Genomic DNA, 20,702 nt, shown 5'->3' with positions numbered 1-20,702 from the left:
CTCAGGGTGAGGACGCGATCAGTCCCTCCATGTCCTCCCGGAGCCGCCGCGCCCGCTCCCGGTCATAGCTGATCCGCGCCGAGCGCGTCGCCGTCAGCGTCCCGACGTTCGCCTGCACGTACGCCCCCGCGTATCCCACGAAATCCGGATCGACCGCCAGTCGTGCCAGCGAGACCCCCGAGAAGTCGACGTCGGAGACCACCCCGCCCAGCCGCCGTGACAGGCCGGTGGTGATCGGCGAGCCCGCGATGGCCTGCACCGGCCGCGGCAGGTCCCGCACGAAGCCCGTGCCCGGCACCAGGCCCGGGTCGTAGGCGATCACCTCCACCGAGCTGCCCTGCGCGCGCAGCCGCCGGTCCCGCTCGTAGGAGTCCATCACCAGGCACAGTTTCGAGCTCGCGTAGCGCACCCCGGCGCCGAGGGACGGGTGCCCGTCCCGGCCGGCCCGGGCGAGCGGGGCCGCGGCGGGCTCGACCGTGCGGCCCACCATCCGCCCGTCGGTGGAGTCCCGGTCATGGGTGCCGCTGGCGGTCAGCACGATCCGGCCGCGCGGCGCCATCACCGGCAGCAGCAGCGAGACCAGCAGGTGGTTGGCCAGCACATTCGTGGTGAAAGTGGTCTCGAAGCCCTCGGGGCCGTAGGTCAGCGGCCCGTCGTGGCGCCCGCCCGCGTTGGCCAGCAGGGCGTCCAGGGGCGCCAGCGTGCCGTCCTCGACCATCGCCAGGACCCGCCCCGCGGCCTTCCGCGTCGAGGCCAGGGAGGACAGGTCCACCTCGATCCGGGTGACGTCCACGTCGTGGCGCGACCGCAGCTCCTCGGCGACCGTCCGCATCCGCTCGGGGCTGCGTCCCAGCAGCACGAGGTCCGCGCCGCGCGCGGCCAGCTCCTCGACGGCGACGCGGCCGATCCCCGAGTGGCCTCCGGTGATGAGCACGGTGGGCATGGCGGCCTCCTGGTCGCGGGTCCGGTCGGGCGGCCCACGCTACGCCGCCCATCGTGAGCCGCGGCACCGTGGCGACGTCCAGGCTCCGCCGCGACCCCGCCTAGGATGGGGCCATGCCTTCGATCGGACGAGACGACGTCGCACGCCTCGCCGACCTCGCACGGATCCAGCTGACCGATGAGGAGGTCGATCGCCTCTCCGGCGAGTTCGACGCCATCATGGACGCTGTCGCCTCCGTCTCCGAGGTCGCCACCGCGGACGTGCCCGCCACCAGCCACCCCATCCCCATGACCAACGTGTTCCGGGAGGACACGGTCACCGACACCCTCACGCAGGAGCAGGCGCTCGCCGCCGCCCCGCACCCCGAGGACGGCCGCTTCGGGGTCCCGCAGATCCTGGGGGAGGAGTGATCCCATGAGCATCGACATCACCGCCTCCGCGGCCGCCCAGGCCGCGGCCCTGCGGGCCGGGGAGATCACCTCCGCCGAGCTGACCGCCGCCCACCTGGACCGCATCGACGCCGTCGACGGCGACCTCAACGCCTTCCTGCACGTCTCCCGGGACGAGGCCCTGGCCACCGCCGCCGACGTCGACGCCCGTCGCGCCGCCGGCGAGGAGCTGCACCCCCTGGCCGGCGTGCCCATCGCCGTCAAGGACGTCGTGGTCACCGAGGGCATGCCCACCACGGCCGCCTCCACAATCCTCGAGGGCTGGATCCCGCCGTACGACGCCACCCTGGTCACGAAGCTGCGTGCGGCCGGCCTGCCGATCCTCGGCAAGACCAACATGGACGAGTTCGCGATGGGCTCCTCCACCGAGTCCAGCGCCTTCGGCCCCACCCGCAACCCCTGGGACCGCGACCGCATCCCCGGCGGCTCCGGCGGCGGCAGCGCCGCGGCCGTGGGCGCCTTCGAGGCCCCGCTGGCCATCGGCACCGACACCGGCGGCTCCATCCGCCAGCCCGCCTCCGTGACCGGCACCGTCGGGGTGAAGCCCACCTACGGCTCCGTCTCCCGCTACGGCCTGATCGCGATGGCCAGCTCCCTGGACCAGGCAGGGCCCGTCACCCGCAGCGTCGAGGACGCCGCCCTGCTGCACGAGCTGATCGGTGGGCACGACCCGCGCGACTCCACCTCCCTGACCGACCCGGTGGCCGCCTACGCCGCCGCGGCCGGCCGGAAGGACGTCAAGGGCCTGCGCATCGGCGTCATCGAGCAGCTCGAGGGCGAGGCCTTCGCCCCCGAGGTCACCGCGCGCTTCACCGAGTCCCTGTCCCTGCTGGAGCAGGCCGGCGCCGAGATCGTCCGGGTCTCCTGCCCGAACTTCGCCTACGCGCTGGGCGCCTACTACCTGATCATGCCCTCGGAGGCCTCCAGCAACCTCGCCAAGTTCGACGGCATGCGCTTCGGCCTGCGCGTCGTGCCGGAGGAGAGCCCCACCGCCGAGGCCGTCATGAAGGCCACCCGCGGCGCCGGCTTCGGCGCCGAGGTCAAGCGGCGCATCCTGCTGGGCACCTACGCCCTCTCCGCCGGCTACTACGACGCCTACTACGGCAGCGCCCAGAAGGTCCGCACCCTGGTGCAGCAGGACTTCGCCGCCGCCTTCGAGCAGGCCGACGTGCTGGCCTCCCCGACCTCCCCGACCGTGGCCTTCCGCCTCGGCGAGAAGGTCGACGACCCGCTGGCGATGTACGCCAACGACATCGCCACCATCCCCGCGAACCTGGCCGGGTTGCCCGGGATCTCCCTTCCCTCGGGCCTGGCGGAGGACGGCCTGCCGGCCGGCATCCAGTTCCTCGCCCCCGCCCGCGGGGACGAGCGGCTGTACCGCGTGGGCGGCGCCCTGGAGGCGCTGCTCGAGGACACCTGGGGTGGCCCCCTACTGGCGAAGGCCCCCGAGCTGACGGGAGAGAGCCGATGAGCACCGACACCCTGATCGACTACGACGAGGCCGTGGAGCGCTACGACCCGGTGCTCGGCATCGAGGTCCACGTGGAGCTCGGCACCGCCACCAAGATGTTCGACGGCGCGCCCAACATCTTCGCCGCCGAGCCGAACACGGCCATCACCCCGGTCTCCCTCGGTCTGCCCGGCACCCTGCCGGTGGTCAACGAGAAGGCCGTGGAGTACGCGATCCGGATCGGCCTGGCGCTGAACTGCTCCATCGCCGAGTCCTGCCGCTTCGCCCGCAAGCAGTACTTCTACCCGGACCTCACGAAGAACTTCCAGACCTCCCAGTACGACGAGCCGATCGCCTTCGACGGCTGGGTGGACGTGGAGCTCGAGGACGGCGAGGTCGTGCGCGTCGAGATCGAGCGCGCCCACATGGAGGAGGACGCCGGCAAGAACACCCACGTCGGCGGCGCCACCGGGCGTATCCAGGGCGCCACCCACTCGCAGGTGGACTACAACCGCGCCGGCGTGCCGCTGGTCGAGATCGTCACCCGCCCCATCGAGGGCACCGGCGCGCGGGCCCCCGAGGTCGCCGCGGCCTACGTGCGGACCCTGCGCGACATCTTCCGCACCCTGGACGTCTCCGAGGCGCGGATGGAGCGCGGGAACGTCCGCGCCGACGTCAACGTCTCCCTGCGCCCCACCGCGGACTCGCCGCTGGGCACCCGCACGGAGACCAAGAACGTCAACTCCTTCCGCTCGATCGACCGCACCGTGCACTACGAGATCTCCCGCCAGGCCGGGATCCTCGACGAGGGCGGCACGATCATCCAGGAGACCCGGCACTTCCACGAGGACACCGGCTCGACCTCCTCGGGCCGCGTGAAGTCCGACGCGGAGGACTACCGCTACTTCCCCGAGCCCGACCTGGTGCCCGTGGCGCCGAGCCGCGAGTGGGTCGAGGAGATCCGCGCCGGCCTGCCCGAGCTGCCCGCCGCCCGTCGGCGCCGGCTGCTGGGGGAGTGGGGCTTCTCCGAGCTGGAGATGCGCGACGTCATCAACGCCGGCGCGCTGGATCCCATCGAGCAGACCGTCGTGGCCGGCGCCTCCGCCCAGGCCGCCCGCAAGTGGTGGATGGGCGAGCTGGCCCGCACCGCCCGCGAGCAGGAGGTGGAGCTGGACGCCCTGGCGGTCACCCCCGCCCAGGTCGCGGAGCTGCAGGGCCTCATCGACGCGAAGAAGATCAACGACAAGATCGCCCGCCAGGTGCTCGGCAAGGTGCTGGCGGGCGAGGGCGACCCGGCCGCGATCGTCGAGGCCGAGGGCCTGGCCGTGGTCTCGGACGACTCGGTGCTCACCGGCGCCGTCGACCAGGCCATCGCCGACAACCCCGACGTGGTCGAGAAGATCCGCGGCGGCAAGGTGCAGGCCATCGGCGCGCTGATCGGCCCGATCATGAAGGCCACCCGCGGCCAGGCCGACGCCGGCCGCGCGCGCGAGCTGATCATGGAGCGGCTCGGCGTCGACGGCTGAGCAGCCGAGGGCGGACCCCTCGCTCCCGCGTCACCCTGGACGCCCCGACCCCGCCGGGTCGGGGCGTCCTGCATGTCCGGACCCGACCTCGAGCGCATCAATGCTGGTCATGGAGGCACGCCACCAAGAAGTGAACGAGGTCACGTCAAATGTGAATGACCTGTGAAGATGGCCGCCGCGGATTCGGCGCGGCGATGCGCGCCGGATCCGCGGAACCTCCCCGCTGACCAGTGACGTCGCAGGTCAGTGGCCTGCGGCGTGACCGGCTCGTGACCTGAGCGGTCTCCGTACGGTGGTGGGGCCCGGCCGCCCCCGGGATTTTTCGTGCCCCGGGGGATCGACGGCGGAGAGCGCCCCTCGCCTCCCCGTCGGACCGGCCGGCCCTCCCGTCCCCGACCCAGGAGCGCCCGCCCGTGAACGGAATCGACGCCGCCATCGAGAGCATCCTCGGCCCGCTGGCCTCACGGCTCAGCGCCGTGGTCTTCTTCGAGATCCCGATCTTCGGAGGGGTCCCGGTCATCGTGCTGTGGCTGATGGCCGCCGCCGTCTTCCTCACCGTCTGGCTGCGCTTCCAGCCGATCACCGGCATCAAGCACTCCTTCCAGGTGATCCGCGGCAAGTACTCCTCCAAGACCGACCCCGGGCAGGTCTCCAGCTTCCAGGCGCTGGCCACCGAGCTCTCCGGCACCGTGGGCCTCGGCAACATCGCCGGCGTGGCGGTCGCGATCAGCATCGGCGGCCCCGGCGCCGCCGTCTGGATCGCCGTGTTCGGTCTGCTGGCGATGAGCCTGAAGATGTCCGAGGCGACCCTCGGCGTCATGTACCGCAAGGTCGACGAGGACGGCACCACCCACGGCGGCCCCATGTACTACCTGCGCGACGGCCTCGCCCAGATCGGCTGGAAGCGCACCGGCGCCGTGCTCGGCGTGCTGTACGCGATCTTCGCCCTGATCGGCGTGTTCGGCGCCGGCAACGTCTTCCAGGCCAACCAGGTCGCCGCCATCGTCGGCGACTTCTCCGGCGAGGGCAGCTTCCTCGCCCAGAACGGCTGGGTGGTCGGCGTGGCCCTGGCCGTGCTCACCGCCGTCGTCGTCCTCGGCGGCGTCACCTCCATCGCCCGCTGGACCTCCAAGATCACCCCCGCCATGGCCGTGCTGTACGTGCTCTCGGCACTCGCGATCATCCTGGTGAACATCCAGCAGCTGCCCGCCGCGATCTCCGCGATCATCTCCGGCGCCATCACCCCCTCCGGTGTGGCAGGCGGCGTGATCGGCGTGGCCATCGTCGGCATCCAGCGCGCCCTGTTCTCCAACGGCGGCGGCATCGGCACCGCCGGCATGTCCCACTCGGCCTCCAAGACCAAGGAGCCCGCCACCGAGGGCTTCACCGCCATGTGGGAGCCGCTGATCGACTCCGTGGTGGTCTGCTCGCTGACCGCCATCGCCATCACCATCACCGGCGTCTACGAGGGCGCCGGGGCCGACGCCGAGGGCGTCGCCCTGACCGCCTCCGCCTTCGCGACCGTCAGCTCCTGGTTCCCCTACCTGCTGCTGGTGGTCGTGATCCTGTTCGGCTTCTCCACCCTGCTGGCCTACCAGTACTACTGCGAGCTCTCGGCGACCTACCTGTTCGGAAACCGCCGCGGCGTGCGCATCACCTTCCGCGTGATCTGGGTGCTGGCCATCGTGATCGGCTCCGCGATGTCCCTGGACGCCGTGGTCGCCTTCTCCGACTCGATGTTCTTCCTGATGGCGGTGCCGAACCTGCTGGGCATCTACTTCCTGGCCCGCGTGCTGCGCCTGGAGATCCTGCGCCACAAGCGCCGCGTGGACACCGGGGCGCTCACCGCGGTGGAGGGCGACCTCGCCGTGGGCATGGGCAGCCACGACCCCACCGAGGAGCAGGTGGCCGCGGCCGCCGAGATGACCCGCACCGAGGAGATGCGCCTGAAGGCGCTGCACAAGAAGCTCAGCGAGGACCCGGACTTCCCGGTGCGTGCCGCCCACCACGACGACGCCCTCGCCTCCCCGATGGGCGCCCCCGAGAACCCCTTCTGGAAGCAGGACCCCGACCCCGACACGGAGCCGGCGGGCAGCTCCCGCAGCTGATCGCGCTGAGCCCGGACACGAACCCGCTCCCCAGCGACAGGACCCTGCGCAGGCGTAGGCAGGTGCCGCGGGGGAGCGGGTTCGTGCACGCCCCGACGGGTCGACGGCTCAGTCGGGCAGCGGCAGGTAGCTCACCAGCCGCAGCTCGGGCACGTCCTGGGGGAGCAGGTTCACCTGTTCCACCTCGATGGGGCCGCGGGTGGGGTGGTGGAAGCAGCGGCGGCGGGAGGCGAAGCGCTCGATGGTGTGCTCCTCCCAGGCCGCCGCGAACTCGGGGCTGGTCCCGCGCAGGTGCCGGAGCAGCCGCACGTGCTGCGGGCCGGTGATGCGCCCGCCCACCTCGGCGCGGTACTCGGCGAGGAACTGGCGGCTGGTGCGCTCCCAGTCCGGCAGCAACTCCCGCACCCGTGGGTCGGTGAAGATCAGCACCAGCAGGTTCCGCTCCGCCGGGGCGGCGTCCAGCACCCCGGGGAAAAGCTCCGCGTAGGCGTCGTTCCAGGCGGCCAGGTCCCAGTGCGGGGTGAGGGCGAAGGCGGGGGCCGGGTCCAGGGCGTCCAGCAGGTGCTGCACGTGCGCGGGCACCGGGGCGGGCTCGTCCAGCTCGGGGCGCGGGGCGGGGGAGAAGCCGGCCAGGCCCAGCACGTAGTCGTGCTCCGCCTCGGTGAGCCGCAGCCGCAGCGCGATCGCGTCGATCACCTGCCGGGAGGGGTTGATGTCCCGACCCTGCTCCAGCCAGGTGTACCAGGTCAGGGACACCCCGGAGAGGAAGGCCACCTCCTCGCGTCGCAGCCCCGTGGTGCGCCCGCGGCCCACCGGCGGCAGGTCGTGGTCGGCACGCACGGCGGCGGTGCGCTTGGTGCGCAGGAAGGTGCCCAGCTCCTGGCGGGCTGCGTCGGAGCGGGCGGCATCGGACATGGTCGCGAAACTATCACTGTCACTACTAGTGCTCGTGGCGTCTTGGTGCGGGCCGCGCGCGCGTGGCCTAATGGTCATATGCCAGCTCTCCGCTCCCGAACCTCCACCCACGGCCGCAACATGACCGGCGCCCGCGCCCTCTGGCGCGCCACCGGCATGGAGACCTCCGACTTCGGCAAGCCGATCGTCGCGATCGCCAACTCGTACACCCAGTTCGTGCCCGGCCACGTGCACCTCAAGAACATGGGCGACCTGGTGGCGGGGGCCGTGAAGGAGGCCGGCGGCGTCGCCAAGGAGTTCAACACCATCGCCGTGGACGACGGCATCGCGATGGGCCACGGCGGCATGCTCTACTCCCTGCCCAGCCGGGACGTCATCGCCGACAGCGTCGAGTACATGGCCAACGCCCACTGCGCCGACGCCCTGGTGTGCATCTCCAACTGCGACAAGATCACCCCCGGCATGCTGATCGCCGCGATGCGGCTGAACATCCCCGTCGTCTTCGTCTCCGGCGGCCCGATGGAGTCCGGCGAGCCCGTCGAGGGCGTCGTCGAGCACCGGCTGGACCTGGTGGACGCCATCGCGCTGTCCGCCGACGACAACGTCACCGACGCGCAGCTCGCCGAGATCGAGGACAACGCCTGCCCCACCTGCGGCTCCTGCTCCGGCATGTTCACCGCGAACTCGATGAACTGCCTCACCGAGGCCCTCGGCCTCTCCCTGCCCGGCAACGGCACCACGCTCGCCACCCACGCCTTCCGCAAGGAGCTGTTCCTGCGCGCCGGCCGCACCGTGGTGGAGCTGTGCAAGCGCCGGTACGGCGAGGACGACGACTCGGTGCTGCCCCGCAACATCGCCACCAAGGCCGCCTTCACCAACGCGATGAGCCTGGACGTGGCGATGGGCGGCTCCACCAACACGGTGCTGCACATCCTCGCCGCCGCCATCGAGGGCGAGATCGACTTCGGCCTGGACGACATCGACCGGCTCTCCCGCTCCGTGCCCTGCCTGTCCAAGGTCGCCCCCAACGGCACCGCCCACATCGAGGACGTCCACCGCGCCGGCGGCATCCCCGCCATCCTCGGCGAGCTGGACCGGGCCGGGCTGCTGGACCACACCGTCCACTCCGTGCACTCCCCGGACCTCACCACCTGGCTGGACGCCTGGGACATCCGCAGCGGCAAGACCAGCCAGGAGGCCGAGGCCTTCTTCCACGCCGCCCCGGGCGGGGTCCGCACCACCCAGGCCTTCTCCCAGACCACCATGTGGAAGGAGCTGGACCGCGACGCCGAGGGCGGCGTGATCCGCGCCGTCCCGCACGCCTTCACCAAGGACGGCGGCCTCTGCGTCCTCAAGGGCAACCTCGCCACCGACGGCGCCGTCATCAAGACCGCCGGCATCACCGAGGACCTCTTCCACTTCGAAGGCACCGCCGTGGTCTGCGACTCCCAGGAGGAGGCGGTGCAGAAGATCCTCGACAAGACCGTCAAGGCCGGGGACATCGTCGTGATCCGCTACGAGGGCCCCCAGGGCGGCCCCGGCATGCAGGAGATGCTCTACCCCACCTCCTTCCTCAAGGGGCGGGGCCTCGGCAAGGACTGCGCGCTGATCACCGACGGCCGCTTCTCCGGCGGCACCAGCGGCGTCTCCATCGGCCACATCTCCCCGGAGGCCGCCGAGGGCGGGCTGATCGGCCTGGTCGAGGACGGCGACCGCATCGTGCTGGACGTCGACAAGCGCCTGCTGCAGCTCGAGGTGCCCGAGGAGGAGATCGCCCGCCGCCGCGAGGCCAAGGGCCCGCTGCCGTGGCGCCCGGAGTCCCGCGACCGGCAGGTCACCCAGGCGCTCAAGGTCTACGCGCACCTGGTGCGCTCGGCCACCTACGGCGCCACCCGCCGCCCGCTGGACTGACGCCAGCTCCGACGCAGAGCGCCCGCCCCGGAACGATCCGGGGCGGGCGCTCCGCTGTGAGAGGACCGGGCGCGGGTCTCAGGCGCCGGTGACGGAGCGGAAGCGGTCCACGACCACCTCGGCCACCAGCGGGTGATCGCCCAGCGGCTCCGCGATGAGGTCCGCGCCGGCATGGGCGAGCATGTCGCCGAAGTAGCCGGGGGCCAGCAGGTAGCTGGCGACGGCGACCCGCTCGGCGCCGCGCTCCCGCAGGGCGGCGACGGAGCTCGGCACGTCGGGCTGGGCGGCGGAGACGAAGGCGACGGTGACCTCCCGGCCGAGCTCCGCGGCGAGCAGAGAGCCCATCTCGTGGCCCATCGCCTGCCCGGCGGCGTCGCGGGTGCCGGCCACGGCCATCACCACGGCGTCCTCCGCGGTGGCGCCCGCTTCGGTGAGGCGCTCGGCCATCACGGTGGCGAGACGAGGATCGGGGCCGAGCGGCCCGGCGGACTCGGCGCGGTGCCCGGCCACGGCCTCGGCGATGTCCTCGCCGACGTGCATCCCGGTGGACAGCAGCAGCGGCACCACCACGGCCTGCAGGTGCTCCTCGGGGCCGGTGCGGGCCAGGTCGCCCACGGGGTCCGCCCACTCCCGCACCACCTGGGACACCTCGGGGGCCTGCACGTCCACGTAGGCCTCGCGCACCTCCACCTGCGGCAGCAGGATCCGCACCCGCATCAGCAGGTCGCGCACCACGTCCCGGCCCGCCCGGCCGCGGGTGCCGTGGGCGCAGCCGATCAGCACCGGCCCGGCCACCTCGGGCCGCTCCTCCTGCTGGGTGGCGGGGTAACGGTTCGAGGGCAGCGCCTCCCGGCCCGAGCCGCGCGGATGCGGCGCAGCCTCCGGGTCCTCGGGCTCCAGGAAGCCGTCGGTGGTGGTCTGCCCGGCGACGATGACCGCGGGATGGCCGATGCCGGCCTCGGCGACGACCTCCTCGATGGTGGACAGGGTGCCGCGGACGACCCGCTGGCCCGGCAGGGTCGCCTCCTGCACGACGGCCATCGGCAGCTCCGGGTCGATGCCGTTCAGCAGGGCGCGGGAGACGATGCGCGGCAGCCAGCCCACGCCCATCATCAGCACGGTGGTGGTGCCCGGGTCGGCGAGGGCCGCGAGGTCCGCGGGCCCGAGGTCACCGTGGGCGTTGACCACGTGGGTGGCGACGACGACGCCGCGGTGGGTGACGGGCACGTCCCCGGCGGCGGGCCCGGCCAGCGCCGAGGTCACGCCCGGCACCACCTGCACGGGGATCCCGGCGGCGCGGCAGGCCAGCACCTCCTCGCCGCCGCGGCCCAGCAGGAAGGGGTCCCCGCCCTTCAGCCGGGCCACGCGGTGGCCGGCGCGGGCCTGCTCCACGAGCACCTGCTCGATCTCGCCCTGGCGCATGGAGGGCTTCCCGGGGGACTTGCCGACGCCGATCACCTCGACGTCCTCGTCCAGCAGCTCCACCAGGCCGACGGGGCCCAGCCGGTCCACGACCACCACGTCGGCCTGCCGCAGCAGGCTCAGGCCCCGCACGGTGATGAGGTCCAGCGCGCCGGGGCCGCCGCCGATCAGCGCGACGCTGCCGGGCTCCAGGCGCGCCCCGCCGAGGGCGCCGAGCTGCTCCGTGGTGGGCAGCGAGGACGTGGGGGCGGGGGAGGACGTGTCGGAGGGGGAGTTCTCGGGCATGCTCTGCTCCTGGGGACGACGAGGGCGGGGGCGGACGGCGCGACGGGGAGCGCCCCGCCCCGATCATGACGGGTGCGGGGCGCTCGTCCGGGCTCAGGTCCGATCCGTGGCGTGTTCGTGACGGGCGACGAGGCGGCGCCACCGGGGCGACGTTCTCCCCGGCGACGGGAACGTCACACGGCGATGGCCCGGGCGAGCTCGGGCTCAGGCGGGCTCGGGCACCCCGGCCGCGCGCGGCTGGGGCGAGACCAGCACGCGGCCCTCGCGCACCTCGGCCTCGTGCACGGCCAGGGGGAAGTCCTCCTTGCCGGCCGCGTCCAGGACCGCGCCGGTGTCCAGGTCCCACACCTGCTTGTACATCGGCGAGGTGAGGGTGGGGATCGTGCGCACGGTGCCGTCCTCGTCGGTGACGTCGTGACTGCCCACGATGCCGCGGGAGATCACGTTGGCCCCGCAGTACGGGTCCAGCTGCTGCACGGCCCGCACGCTCGCATCGGCCAGGCGGAACACCGCCACCGGGCGCTCGCCCACCAGGGCGCCGGCGCCGCGCTCCGGCATCAGCTGCTCCAGGGAACAGACGTCGATCAGGCCGTCGCTCATGGGGGTCTCCTCGGGGGTGCCGGCGGTGTCCGGGGTGCTCTGCGGGGCGGTCGGGGAGGTGCTCATCGGTCCTGCCCGCCCTGCATCGTGGGGACGGGCTCGCCCATCGGGTTCACCGCGGCCAGCGCCAGGCGGCGGGCCTCGCGCGGGTCGTTCTCGGCGATCTCGTCGTCCTCGGTGGCGGGGCGCATCTGCCCGCGCTCGGGGGCGAAGGCCAGCGCCGGGTCGGGGGCCTCGGGGGCGTTGATGAAGGTGACGAAGCGGCCAAGGCGCGCCGGGTCCTCCAGCACCTCGGCCCATTCGTCCACGTAGGTCTCCACGTGGCGGGCCATCGCCGCCTCCAGCTCCTCGCCGATGCCGAGGGTGTCGTCCACGATCACGCGGCGCAGCTCCTCGATGCCGCCGGGACGCTCCTCCAGCCAGCGCGCCGAGCGCTGCAGCCGGTCGGCCTCCTGGATGTACAGCATCAGGTAGCGGTCGATGCACTTGACCAGGGCGTCGGAGTCCAGGTCCTCGACCAGCAGCTGGGCGTGCGCGGGCTGGGCGCCGCCGTTGCCGCCGACGTACAGGTTCCAGCCGCGGTTGGTGGCGATCACGCCGACGTCCTTGCCGCGGGCCTCGGCGCACTCGCGGGCGCAGCCGGAGACGCCCACCTTGATCTTGTGCGGGGAGCGCAGGCCGCGGTAGCGCTTCTCCAGCGCCACGGCCATGCCGGTGGAGTCCTGCACGCCGAAGCGGCACCAGGTGGATCCCACGCAGGACTTCACCATCCGCAAGGACTTGCCGTAGGCGTGGCCGGACTCGAAGCCGGCGTCCACGAGGCGCCGCCAGATCTCGGGCAGCTGGTCCAGCCGCGCCCCGAACATGCCGATCCGCTGGGCTCCGTTGAGCTTCACGTACAGTCCGAAGTCCTTGGCGACCTGCGCGAACACGAGCAGCTGCTCGGGGGTGACCTCCCCGGCGGGCATCCGCGGGATCACCGAGTAGGTGCCGTTGCGCTGGATGTTTGCCATCACGTGGTCGTTGGTGTCCTGCAGGGAGCCGAGCTGCTCGCCGACGGGGCTGTGCAGCTGCCCGGAGGTGGAGCCCAGGGTGGACAGGATCGAGGCGACCGTCGGGCGGCACACCGCGCAGCCGCGGCCGGCGCCGAAGGCGGAGACGACCTCGGAGAAGGTGGTCTGCCCGCCCTCCTTGATCGCCTGGTACAGCTCGGCGCGGGAGAGCTCGAAGTGCTCGCACAGGGCGTGGGAGACGGCGATGCCCTCCTCCTCGAGCTGCTGGTGCAGCAGCGAGGTCAGGGTCGGCACGCAGGAGCCGCAGACGGTGCCGGCGCTGGTGCAGGTCTTGATCTCGCCGACGGTGCGGCACTCGTGCTCGGAGACGGCCTCGCGGATGGTGCCGGCGGAGACGTTGTTGCAGGAGCAGACGACGGCGTCGTCGGGCAGGGCGGTGTCCGAGAGGGCCGCGCCGCCCTCGGGGGCGATCACGGCGGAGGGGTCGGCGCCGAGCTCGCGGCCCACCAGCGGCCGCAGCCGCGAGTACAGCGCGATGTCGCCGACGAAGACGCCGCCCAGCAGCGTGGTCGCGTCGTCGCTCATCACCAGCTTGATGTAGCGGCGGTGCACCGGGTCCACGGAGGAGACCTCGAGCGCCCCGGGGCTGACGGCGTTCACGTCGCCGAAGGCGGCGGCGTCGACGCCGACGCTCTTGAGCTTGGTGCCGTCCTCGCCGCGGTGGTGGGTGCGCTCCCCGCCCAGCAGCCGGTCCACCACCACGTCGGCCATGTCGTTGCCGGGCGCGATGAGTCCCGCGCAGACGCCCTGGTAGGAGGCGCACTCGCCGACGGCCCAGATGTCGGGGTCGGAGGTCTGGCAGGTCTCGCCGACCACCACGCCGCCGCGCTCGCCGATGGCGAGGCCGGCCTCGCGGGCCAGGCGGTCGCGGGGGCGGATGCCGGTGGAGAAGATGACCACGTCGGCGTCGATCTCGCTGCCGTCGGAGAGTTCGGCGACGCCCACTGCGCCGTCCTCGGCGGGCCGGAAGGCGCTGGCGCCGACGCCGGTGCGCACGGACATGCCGAGGTCGCCGGCGAGCAGGCGCAGCATCTCGCCGCCGCCCTGGTCGAGCTGCACGGCCATCAGCCGGTCGGCGAACTCGACGACGGTGGCCTCGGCGCCGAGCTTCTGCAGCGCCGCGGCGGCCTCCAGCCCGAGCACGCCACCCCCGACGACGACGCCGCGTGGCGCGCGGCCGAGCTGCTCGGCGCGGCCCGCGGTCCAGGTGGCCAGGGCCTCCATGTCGCCCACGGTGCGGTAGGAGAAGATGCCGGGCAGTTCCTTGCCCTCGGCGCGGGGCGCCCAGGCCCAGGAGCCGGTGGCCAGCACCAGCCGGTCGTAGCCGATCACGCGGCCGGAGTCGGTGGTGACGGTGTGCTCAGGGCGGTCCAGGGTGGCGACGTGGTCGCCGGTGACCAGGGTGATGCGGGGGTCGTCCCAGACGGCGGTGTCCAGTGACAGCAGCTCGGCGTCGCGGCCGGAGAACCAGTTGGTGAGGTGGACCCGGTCGTAGGGCCGCTCGGGCTCCTCACCGATCACGGTGAGGGTCCATTCGCCCTCGGGGTCCTGGGCGCGGAGCCGGGCGGCGACGCGGTGGCCGGTCATGCCGCCGCCGACGACGACCACGTGGGCGCCGGTCAGCGGGGCGCCCGCGGGCACCGGGGTCAGGGGGGAGGAGCCGGGGTCGGACATCGTCGATCACGCATCCTGTCGGGAGTCAAAGGGGTGACTCCGCCACTCTAGGAGCGGATTCTCGGAAGTAAGGGGACCTTCGGCCGATGTCGCAGGTCAGCGAGGTGCGGGGATCGGTGGCGCGGCGGGGAGGAGACGTTCAGGCCTTCGCGGGGACCGGCCCGTCGGCGTCCTCGGCCCGGACCGTGTCCTCGAGCGGGACCTCCACATGGGTGCGGCCCCCCTGTCGGCGGTGGCGCACCACGGCCACGGCCAGCAGGCCCAGCAGCGTGGCGCTGACGACGGCCTGCACCACCAGGGTGAGGGTGGAGCCGGCGCCGAGGGCGCTGAGGGCGGGGGAGATGTTCAGGGTGATGATGAGCCCGCCCACGGCGATGCCGAGGATCCGCGCGGGCAGCCGCCCGGCCAGCCGCGCCGCGATCGGGGCGGCCAGCACCCCACCCAGCATCAGCGCGGCGATCAGCAGGATGGGGAAGCCGCCCAGGCCCAGCCCCAGCAGGAAGCCGACGCTCGCGCAGACGGTCACCACGAACTCGGAGGCGCTCACGGAGCCGATCACGGTGCGCGGGGCGGTGCGTCCGGTGGAGAGCAGGGTGGAGGTGACCACGGGTCCCCAGCCTCCCCCGCCGGTGGCGGAGACGAATCCGCCCACCAGGCCCAGCGGCCCCAGCACCCGGCTGCGCGGGGCGGGGGTGGTGCCCTCGGGGGCCCCGATGCGTCGGGTGAGGAAGCGGATCAGCACCACGGTGCCGAGGGTGACCAGCAGCAACGACATCACGGGGCGCGCCGCGGAGGTGGACAGCGCCGAGAGCACGGTCGCGCCGGTCAGCGCTCCGATGCCGCCAGGGATCGCCAGGCGCGGCACGAAGCGCCGGTCCACGTTCCCGGCCCGCCAGTGGCTGGCCCCGGAGGCCAGCGTGGTGCCCAGCTGCGCGAAGTTCACCGAGGCGCTGACCACGGCGGGCGCGGCCCCGGTGGCCAGCAGCAGGCTGGCGCTGGTGATGCCGTAGCCCATCCCGAGGGCCCCGTCGACCATCTGCGCGAGGAAGCCGGTGATGCCGGCGAGGATCGCATCCATGCCCGGGGGCTCCTTCAGCGTGAGGGGACGAGGGGGCCGCCGGGCGGCCGGGGATCAGGCGCGCAGGCGCGCCCCGACCATGCCGGCCGCCAGGGTGGTGGCGTCCTGCGGGTCGACCAGGATGAAGGAGCCGCCCTCGCGGGTGGCCTCGTAGTCCTCCAGCGGCAGCGCCTGCGAGAGCAGCAGGTCCACGCGCACCAGGTCGTTCAGCTCGCCGGTCTCGGCGGGCACGCGCTCCAGGCTGGCGATGTCGAGCTTCTCGTGGATCTCGCCGATACGGGCCTGCACGGTGCGGGTGCCGTGCTTGAGCAGCACCCTGGCGCCCGGGCGCAGCGGCATCTCGGCCAGCCAGCACAGCACCGCGGAGCTGCGGTCGGTGGGTTCGGGTCCGGGGGCGGCGCACAGCAGGTCCCCGCGGGAGACGTCCAGCTCGTCGGCCAGGCGCAGGGTGACGGACAGGCCCGCCTCGGCGGTCTGGACGGAGCGGTCGGCGCGGTCGATGCCCTCGACGGTGGTGGTGCGGCCCGAGGGGGAGACCTGGACCTCGTCGCCCACGGAGATCTCGCCGGAGGTGATCAGGCCCGCGTAGCCGCGGTAGTCCACCTGGGCGGGGTCCACGGCGCCCTGCTGGGGTCGGATGACCAGCTGGACAGGCATCCGGAAGGGGCCGGAGCGGAGGTCCTGCCCGGGAGGCAGGGTCTCCAGTAGCTGCAGCAGGGTGGGGCCCGCGTACCAGGGGGTGTCGCCCGAGGGCTCCACCACGTTGTCGCCGTTCAGGGCGGACAGCGGCACCACGTGCACGTCGCGCAGGCCGAGGGCCCCGGCGATGGTGCCGATCTCGGCGCGCACGTCGGTGTAGACCTTCTCGGGGTCCTCGACCAGGTCGATCTTGTTCAGCGCGACCACCAGGTGCGGCACCCGCAGCAGGGACATCACCGCGAGATGGCGGCGGGTCTGCTCGACCACGCCGTTGCGGGCGTCCACCAGCACCACGACCACGTCGGCCGTGGAGGCGCCGGTGACGGTGTTGCGGGTGTACTGCACGTGGCCGGGGGTGTCGGCCAGCACGTAGGAGCGGTCGGCGGTGGCGAAGTAGCGGTAGGCCACGTCGATCGTGATGCCCTGCTCCCGCTCGGCCCGCAGGCCGTCGGTGAGCAGCGCCAGGTCCGCGAGTTCGCCCTTCCAGCCGCGTTGCTTGCTGGCTGCTTCGACGGCGGCCAGCTGGTCGGCCAGCACCGACTTGGTGTCGTGCAGCAGCCGCCCGATCAGGGTGGACTTGCCGTCGTCGACGCCGCCGGCGGTGGCCAGGCGCAGCAGGGTGGGGGAGCCCTCCGTGAGCGCGGTGATGTCCGCCAATTCAGGGAGACCCGCGTCGGTCGTCATCGTGGGCTCGGGCGTGGTGTCGAGCGTGCTCATCAGAAGTACCCCTCCTTCTTGCGGTCCTCCATGGCGGCCTCGGAGAGGCGGTCGTCGGCGCGGGTGGCGCCGCGCTCGGTGACGGTGGTCGCGGCGACCTCGGCGACGACGTCCTCGGCGCTGTGCGCCTCGGAGAGCACGGCCCCGGTGCAGGACATGTCGCCCACGGTGCGGTAGCGCACCAGGCGGGTCTCGGGCACCTCGCCCTCGCGCAGGGCGCCCCACTCGCCGGGGGAGAGCCACATGCCGTCCCGCTCGAAGACGGGGCGCTCGTGCGCGTAGTACAGGGACGGCAGCTCGATGCCCTCGCGGGCGATGTAGCGCCACACGTCCAGCTCGGTCCAGTTCGACAGCGGGAACACCCGCAGGTTCTCCCCGGCGCGGTGGCGCGTGTTGTACAGGTGCCACAGCTCGGGGCGCTGGTTCTTGGGGTCCCACTGGCCGAAGGCGTTGCGCAGGGAGAACACGCGCTCCTTGGCGCGGGCCTTGTCCTCGTCACGGCGGCCGCCGCCGAAGACCGCGTCGAAGCGGTGCTCCTCGATGGCGTCCAGCAGCGGCATGGTCTGCAGCGGATTGCGGGTCCCGTCGGGGCGCTCCTGCAGACGGCCGTCGGCCAGGTACTCCTCGACGGACGCGACGACCAGGTCCAGGCCGTGGCGCTCGACGGTGCGGTCGCGGAACTCGAGTACCTCGGGGAAGTTGTGGCCGGTGTCCACGTGCATCACGGGGAAGGGCACCGGGGCGGGCCACAGGGCCTTGGCGGCCAGGTGCAGCATCACCACGGAGTCCTTGCCGCCGGAGAACAGCATCACCGGGCGCTCCAGCTCGGCCACCACCTCACGGATGATGTGGATGGCCTCGGCCTCCAGGGCGTCGAGCAGGGTGGGGCCCTCCTCCGCCGGCGGGGCGGGGCGGGTCTCGGGGGCGAGCGCGGTCATCGGTCCTCCTGGTCGCGGTCGTCACGGGGGGTGGTGCTGAGCAGGTTCAGCGCTGTCACAGCAGGTCCTGCCGACGCCGCCGAGGAGCCGGTGGACCCGGCCTCGGTGCCGCCGTCGCCCGGGTGCAGGCCGCACTCGGTCTTCTGGGTGCCCGACCAGCGGCCGGCCCGGGGGTCCTCCCCGGGAGCCACGGCGCGGGTGCAGGGCAGGCAGCCGATCGAGGGGTAGCCCTGGTGCAGCAGCGGGTTCTCCGGCAGCGCGTGATCGGCCGAGTAGCCCATCAGCCGCTCGAAGGACCAGGTGGCCAGCGGGTTGATCTTCACCAGGTCGAAGGACTCGTCGTAGGTGACCAGCGGGGTGTTCGCCCGGGTGGGGCCCTCCTCGCGGCGCACGCCGGTGACCCAGGCGTCGTAGCCGGTGAGGACCTTCTTCAGCGGCTCCACCTTGCGCATCCCGCAGCAGGAGGCGGGGTCGCGGTCGTGCAGCTTCGCGCCGAACTCGGCGTCCTGCTGGGCGACGGTGCGCTCGGGCAGCACGTCCACGATGGTCACGTCGAGCTCCCGCTCCACCCGGTCGCGGGTGGCGAGGGTCTCGGGGAAGTGGTAGCCGGTCTCCAGGAACAGCACGTCCACGCCGGGACGCTGCTCGGCGACCACGTGCGGCAGCACGGCGTCGGCCATGGAGCAGGCCACGGCGAGGTCGGCGCCGAACTGCTCGGCGGCCCAGGCGGAGACGGCGGCGGCCAGCTGCTGCGGGTCGAGCTCCTGCTCGAGCGCCGCGAAGCGGGCGTTGGCCTCCTCCGCCAGGGCGCGCAGCCGGGCGGTGCGCTCGGCGGCGGGCAGCTCGGAGGTGGCGGTGGATCGGTGGATGCGGGTCTCCTGGGAGACGGTGGTCATCGCAGCTCCTCGTCCTCGGCGCGATGGGACCAGGCGGCGAAGCTCTCGCCGCTGGTGCGGTGCTGTATGTACTGTCGCACGACGCGCTCCACGTAGTCCGCGAGCTCGCTCGCGGGCACCTTGTGCTGGCGCAGCGTACGGCCGAGCTGGGCCCCCTCCACCCCGGTGGAGGAGAGGGACCCGCCCAGGTGCACCTGGAAGCCGGGCACCTGCTCGCCCTCCTCGGTGGTGACGATCTGGCCCTTGAGACCGATGTCGGCGGTCTGGATGCGGGCGCAGGAGTTGGGGCAGCCGTTCACGTGCAGGGTCAGCGAGCCGCCGATCTCGGGCTCGACGTCCTCGAGGCGGTCCTCGAGCTCGTCGATGGCGGCGGCCGCGGTGTCCTTGGTGTCCACGATCGCGAGCTTGCAGAACTCGATGCCGGTGCAGGCGATCGTGGAGCGGCGGAACAGGCTGGGCCGGGTGCTGAGCCCCAGCTCGTCCAGACCGGCCACCAGCTCCTCGACCTTCTCCTTCGGCACGTCGAGCACCACCAGCTTCTGGAAGGAGGTCAGGCGCACCGCGTCGGCCCCGACCTGCTCGACGAGGTCGGCGAGGCGGGTGAGGGTGTCCCCGCCGACGCGGCCCACGGTGGGGGTCGCGCCGACGTAGGCGCGGCCGTCCTTCTGCTCGAAGACGCCGACGTGGTCGCCGCTGCGGGTGGGCTCACCGGGGGCGGGGCCGTCGGCCAGGGCGTAGCCGAGGTACTCGGTCTCCAGCACCTGGCGGAACTTCTCGGTGCCCCAGTCGGCCAACAGGAACTTCAGGCGTGCCTTGTTGCGCAGGCGGCGGAAGCCGTAGTCGCGGAAGATGCGGCACACGCCGTACCAGACGTCGGCGGCCTGCTCGGCGGTGACGAAGGCGCCCAGGCGCTCGCCGAGGCGGGGCGCGGTGGAGAGCGCGCCGCCCACCCAGAGGTCGTAGCCGGGGCCCAGCTCGGGGTGCTCGACGCCCACCAGGGCGATGTCGTTGATCTCGTGGACGACGTCCTGGCTGGGGTGGCCCGTGATGGCGGTCTTGAACTTGCGGGGCAGGTTCGCCAGCTCCGGGTCGCCGATGTAGAGGCGCTTGATCTCCTGGATCACCGGGGTGGGGTCGATGATCTCGTCGGCGGCGATGCCGGCGACGGGGCTGCCGAGGAAGCCGCGCGGGGTGTCGCCGCAGGCGGTGGTGGTCTCCAGACCGACGGTGTCCAGACGGCGCCAGATCTCCGGCACCGCCTCGACCTCGATCCAGTGGTACTGGATGTTCTGGCGGTCGGTGATGTCGGCCTCGCCGCGGGCGAAGTCGGTGGAGATGCCGCCGAGCACGCGCAGGGCGGCCGGGGTGAGGGCCTGGCCGTCGGAGCGCACCCGCAGCATGAAGTAGCGGTCCTCGAGCTCGTGCGGCTCGAGCTGGGCGGTGCGGCCGCCGTCGATGCCGGGCTTGCGCTGGGTGTACAGGCCCCACCAGCGGAAGCGGCCGTGCAGGTCATCACCGGTGATGGCGTCGAAGCCCTCGCGGGCGTAGACGCCCTCGATGCGCTCGCGGACATTCAGGCCGTTGTCCTCGGCCTTGAACTCCTCGTTGTGGTTCAGCGGGGTCGTCCCGTCGATCTTCCACTGCCCCTGCGGCTTGGACGAGCGTGAGGGGCGGACGCGGGCGGGGGCGCCGGCGGAGGAGGCCGACGGACGCGCGGCGGTGTCGGTGCGATCCATGCCGTTCATAATGCTCGCCGATGGCCGCCGAAACAAACGCTTGGGTGTCGTATGACAACATGTGTCGCCGTCCTCGTGCCTGGGGCGTGATGAGCGTCGCGGGGCGGGGGAGCGGGGAATAGCCGGGACGGGCACAGCGGACATCTCGGGTGCGTCTCGGCATCCGGACCCCTGGGGTGTTCGACCCCGGAGCGGCTATGGTGTGGATCATGCAGACGAACCTTCTCGTAATCCTCGAGCGCGGCTGACGCCCGTTCGTCGATACGAGACGTCTCCGCGCCC

General features: G+C 72.9%; 15 protein-coding genes. 5 read left to right on the top strand and 10 right to left on the bottom strand.

Annotated elements, in window-relative coordinates; genetic code table 11:
• Nucleotide 1 precedes the first annotated feature (1 nt).
• On the bottom strand, nucleotides 2–943 hold the full coding sequence (locus OM98_RS12195) for an SDR family NAD(P)-dependent oxidoreductase (RefSeq protein WP_010534912.1): 942 nt from the start codon (nucleotides 941–943) through the stop codon (nucleotides 2–4).
• Nucleotides 944–1,056: 113 nt separating this feature from the next.
• Between OM98_RS12195 and gatC the strand changes: the two genes are divergently transcribed.
• The 4 genes from gatC to OM98_RS12175 all read left to right on the top strand — a co-directional run bounded on the left by gatC (nucleotide 1,057) and on the right by OM98_RS12175 (nucleotide 6,476).
• Nucleotides 1,057–1,353, top strand: a complete 297-nt coding sequence (gatC, locus tag OM98_RS12190) for an Asp-tRNA(Asn)/Glu-tRNA(Gln) amidotransferase subunit GatC (RefSeq protein ID WP_010534911.1) — start codon at nucleotides 1,057–1,059, stop codon at nucleotides 1,351–1,353.
• A gap of 4 nt (nucleotides 1,354–1,357) precedes the next feature.
• Nucleotides 1,358–2,863 carry an Asp-tRNA(Asn)/Glu-tRNA(Gln) amidotransferase subunit GatA gene (gene gatA, locus OM98_RS12185; protein ID WP_010534910.1) on the top strand — a complete coding sequence of 502 codons (1,506 nt, stop codon included), beginning with the start codon at nucleotides 1,358–1,360 and terminating at the stop codon, nucleotides 2,861–2,863.
• Nucleotides 2,860–4,368 (top strand): Asp-tRNA(Asn)/Glu-tRNA(Gln) amidotransferase subunit GatB, encoded by a 1,509-nt coding sequence (gene gatB, locus OM98_RS12180; RefSeq protein WP_010534909.1) that lies wholly within the window; start codon nucleotides 2,860–2,862, stop codon nucleotides 4,366–4,368. The genes gatA and gatB overlap by 4 nt, the downstream gene beginning before the upstream one ends.
• A gap of 413 nt (nucleotides 4,369–4,781) precedes the next feature.
• Entirely contained in the window at nucleotides 4,782–6,476 is a 1,695-nt protein-coding gene (locus tag OM98_RS12175) for an alanine/glycine:cation symporter family protein (RefSeq protein ID WP_010534908.1), read from the top strand.
• A gap of 108 nt (nucleotides 6,477–6,584) precedes the next feature.
• Here OM98_RS12175 and OM98_RS12170 read toward each other — a convergent pair whose 3' ends face one another.
• The gene (locus OM98_RS12170) at nucleotides 6,585–7,391 is read right to left on the bottom strand and encodes a helix-turn-helix transcriptional regulator (RefSeq protein ID WP_010534907.1); all 807 of its coding nucleotides are present in this window, start codon (nucleotides 7,389–7,391) and stop codon (nucleotides 6,585–6,587) included.
• A 78-nt stretch (nucleotides 7,392–7,469) separates the two neighbouring features.
• Here OM98_RS12170 and ilvD point away from each other — a divergent pair, with 78 nt between their 5' ends.
• The gene (ilvD, locus tag OM98_RS12165) at nucleotides 7,470–9,302 is read left to right on the top strand and encodes a dihydroxy-acid dehydratase (protein WP_010534906.1); all 1,833 of its coding nucleotides are present in this window, start codon (nucleotides 7,470–7,472) and stop codon (nucleotides 9,300–9,302) included.
• 78 nt (nucleotides 9,303–9,380) lie between these two features.
• Here the strand turns inward: ilvD and cobA are convergent, their stop codons facing one another.
• From cobA to OM98_RS12125, 8 genes are all read right to left on the bottom strand, one after another.
• Nucleotides 9,381–11,009 carry a uroporphyrinogen-III C-methyltransferase gene (gene cobA / locus OM98_RS12160; protein ID WP_010534905.1) on the bottom strand — a complete coding sequence of 543 codons (1,629 nt, stop codon included), beginning with the start codon at nucleotides 11,007–11,009 and terminating at the stop codon, nucleotides 9,381–9,383.
• 204 nt (nucleotides 11,010–11,213) lie between these two features.
• Nucleotides 11,214–11,675: a nitrite reductase (NAD(P)H) small subunit gene (locus OM98_RS12155; RefSeq protein ID WP_010534904.1), complete on the bottom strand. Its 462-nt coding sequence runs from the start codon at nucleotides 11,673–11,675 to the stop codon at nucleotides 11,214–11,216.
• A complete protein-coding gene (gene nirB / locus OM98_RS12150) occupies nucleotides 11,672–14,356 on the bottom strand; it encodes a nitrite reductase large subunit NirB (protein WP_010534903.1) in 2,685 nt (894 codons plus the stop codon). The genes OM98_RS12155 and nirB overlap by 4 nt, the downstream gene beginning before the upstream one ends.
• A gap of 139 nt (nucleotides 14,357–14,495) precedes the next feature.
• Nucleotides 14,496–15,434 carry a sulfite exporter TauE/SafE family protein gene (locus OM98_RS12145; protein WP_010534902.1) on the bottom strand — a complete coding sequence of 313 codons (939 nt, stop codon included), beginning with the start codon at nucleotides 15,432–15,434 and terminating at the stop codon, nucleotides 14,496–14,498.
• 54 nt (nucleotides 15,435–15,488) lie between these two features.
• Nucleotides 15,489–16,850 (bottom strand): sulfate adenylyltransferase subunit 1, encoded by a 1,362-nt coding sequence (locus tag OM98_RS12140; RefSeq protein ID WP_010534901.1) that lies wholly within the window; start codon nucleotides 16,848–16,850, stop codon nucleotides 15,489–15,491.
• On the bottom strand, nucleotides 16,850–17,788 hold the full coding sequence (gene cysD, locus OM98_RS12135; protein ID WP_010534900.1) for a sulfate adenylyltransferase subunit CysD: 939 nt from the start codon (nucleotides 17,786–17,788) through the stop codon (nucleotides 16,850–16,852). The genes OM98_RS12140 and cysD overlap by 1 nt, the downstream gene beginning before the upstream one ends.
• A complete protein-coding gene (locus OM98_RS12130) occupies nucleotides 17,785–18,684 on the bottom strand; it encodes a phosphoadenylyl-sulfate reductase (RefSeq protein WP_010534899.1) in 900 nt (299 codons plus the stop codon). Before OM98_RS12130 ends, cysD begins: the two co-directional genes overlap by 4 nt.
• Nucleotides 18,681–20,420 carry a nitrite/sulfite reductase gene (locus OM98_RS12125; protein ID WP_010534898.1) on the bottom strand — a complete coding sequence of 580 codons (1,740 nt, stop codon included), beginning with the start codon at nucleotides 20,418–20,420 and terminating at the stop codon, nucleotides 18,681–18,683. Before OM98_RS12125 ends, OM98_RS12130 begins: the two co-directional genes overlap by 4 nt.
• Nucleotides 20,421–20,702: the final 282 nt, after the last annotated feature.

The sequence above is a fragment of the Brachybacterium squillarum M-6-3 genome (assembly GCF_000225825.1).
Classification (GTDB): domain Bacteria; phylum Actinomycetota; class Actinomycetes; order Actinomycetales; family Dermabacteraceae; genus Brachybacterium; species Brachybacterium squillarum.
This window is presented reverse-complemented; position numbering and strand designations above follow the sequence as displayed.

Excerpts from the sequence above, each read along its gene's own strand:
- gatB (WP_010534909.1), top strand. The coding sequence starts at position 2,860 with ATGAGCACCGACACCCTGATCGACTACGACGAGGCCGTGGAGCGCTAC.
- cobA (WP_010534905.1), bottom strand. The coding sequence starts at position 11,009 with ATGCCCGAGAACTCCCCCTCCGACACGTCCTCCCCCGCCCCCACGTCC.
- cysD (WP_010534900.1), bottom strand. The coding sequence starts at position 17,788 with ATGACCGCGCTCGCCCCCGAGACCCGCCCCGCCCCGCCGGCGGAGGAG.
- OM98_RS12195 (WP_010534912.1), bottom strand. The coding sequence starts at position 943 with ATGCCCACCGTGCTCATCACCGGAGGCCACTCGGGGATCGGCCGCGTC.
- OM98_RS12140 (WP_010534901.1), bottom strand. The coding sequence starts at position 16,850 with ATGAGCACGCTCGACACCACGCCCGAGCCCACGATGACGACCGACGCG.
- gatC (WP_010534911.1), top strand. The coding sequence starts at position 1,057 with ATGCCTTCGATCGGACGAGACGACGTCGCACGCCTCGCCGACCTCGCA.
- OM98_RS12155 (WP_010534904.1), bottom strand. The coding sequence starts at position 11,675 with ATGAGCACCTCCCCGACCGCCCCGCAGAGCACCCCGGACACCGCCGGC.
- OM98_RS12145 (WP_010534902.1), bottom strand. The coding sequence starts at position 15,434 with ATGGATGCGATCCTCGCCGGCATCACCGGCTTCCTCGCGCAGATGGTC.
- nirB (WP_010534903.1), bottom strand. The coding sequence starts at position 14,356 with ATGTCCGACCCCGGCTCCTCCCCCCTGACCCCGGTGCCCGCGGGCGCC.
- OM98_RS12130 (WP_010534899.1), bottom strand. The coding sequence starts at position 18,684 with ATGACCACCGTCTCCCAGGAGACCCGCATCCACCGATCCACCGCCACC.
- ilvD (WP_010534906.1), top strand. The coding sequence starts at position 7,470 with ATGCCAGCTCTCCGCTCCCGAACCTCCACCCACGGCCGCAACATGACC.
- OM98_RS12170 (WP_010534907.1), bottom strand. The coding sequence starts at position 7,391 with ATGTCCGATGCCGCCCGCTCCGACGCAGCCCGCCAGGAGCTGGGCACC.
- OM98_RS12125 (WP_010534898.1), bottom strand. The coding sequence starts at position 20,420 with ATGGATCGCACCGACACCGCCGCGCGTCCGTCGGCCTCCTCCGCCGGC.
- gatA (WP_010534910.1), top strand. The coding sequence starts at position 1,358 with ATGAGCATCGACATCACCGCCTCCGCGGCCGCCCAGGCCGCGGCCCTG.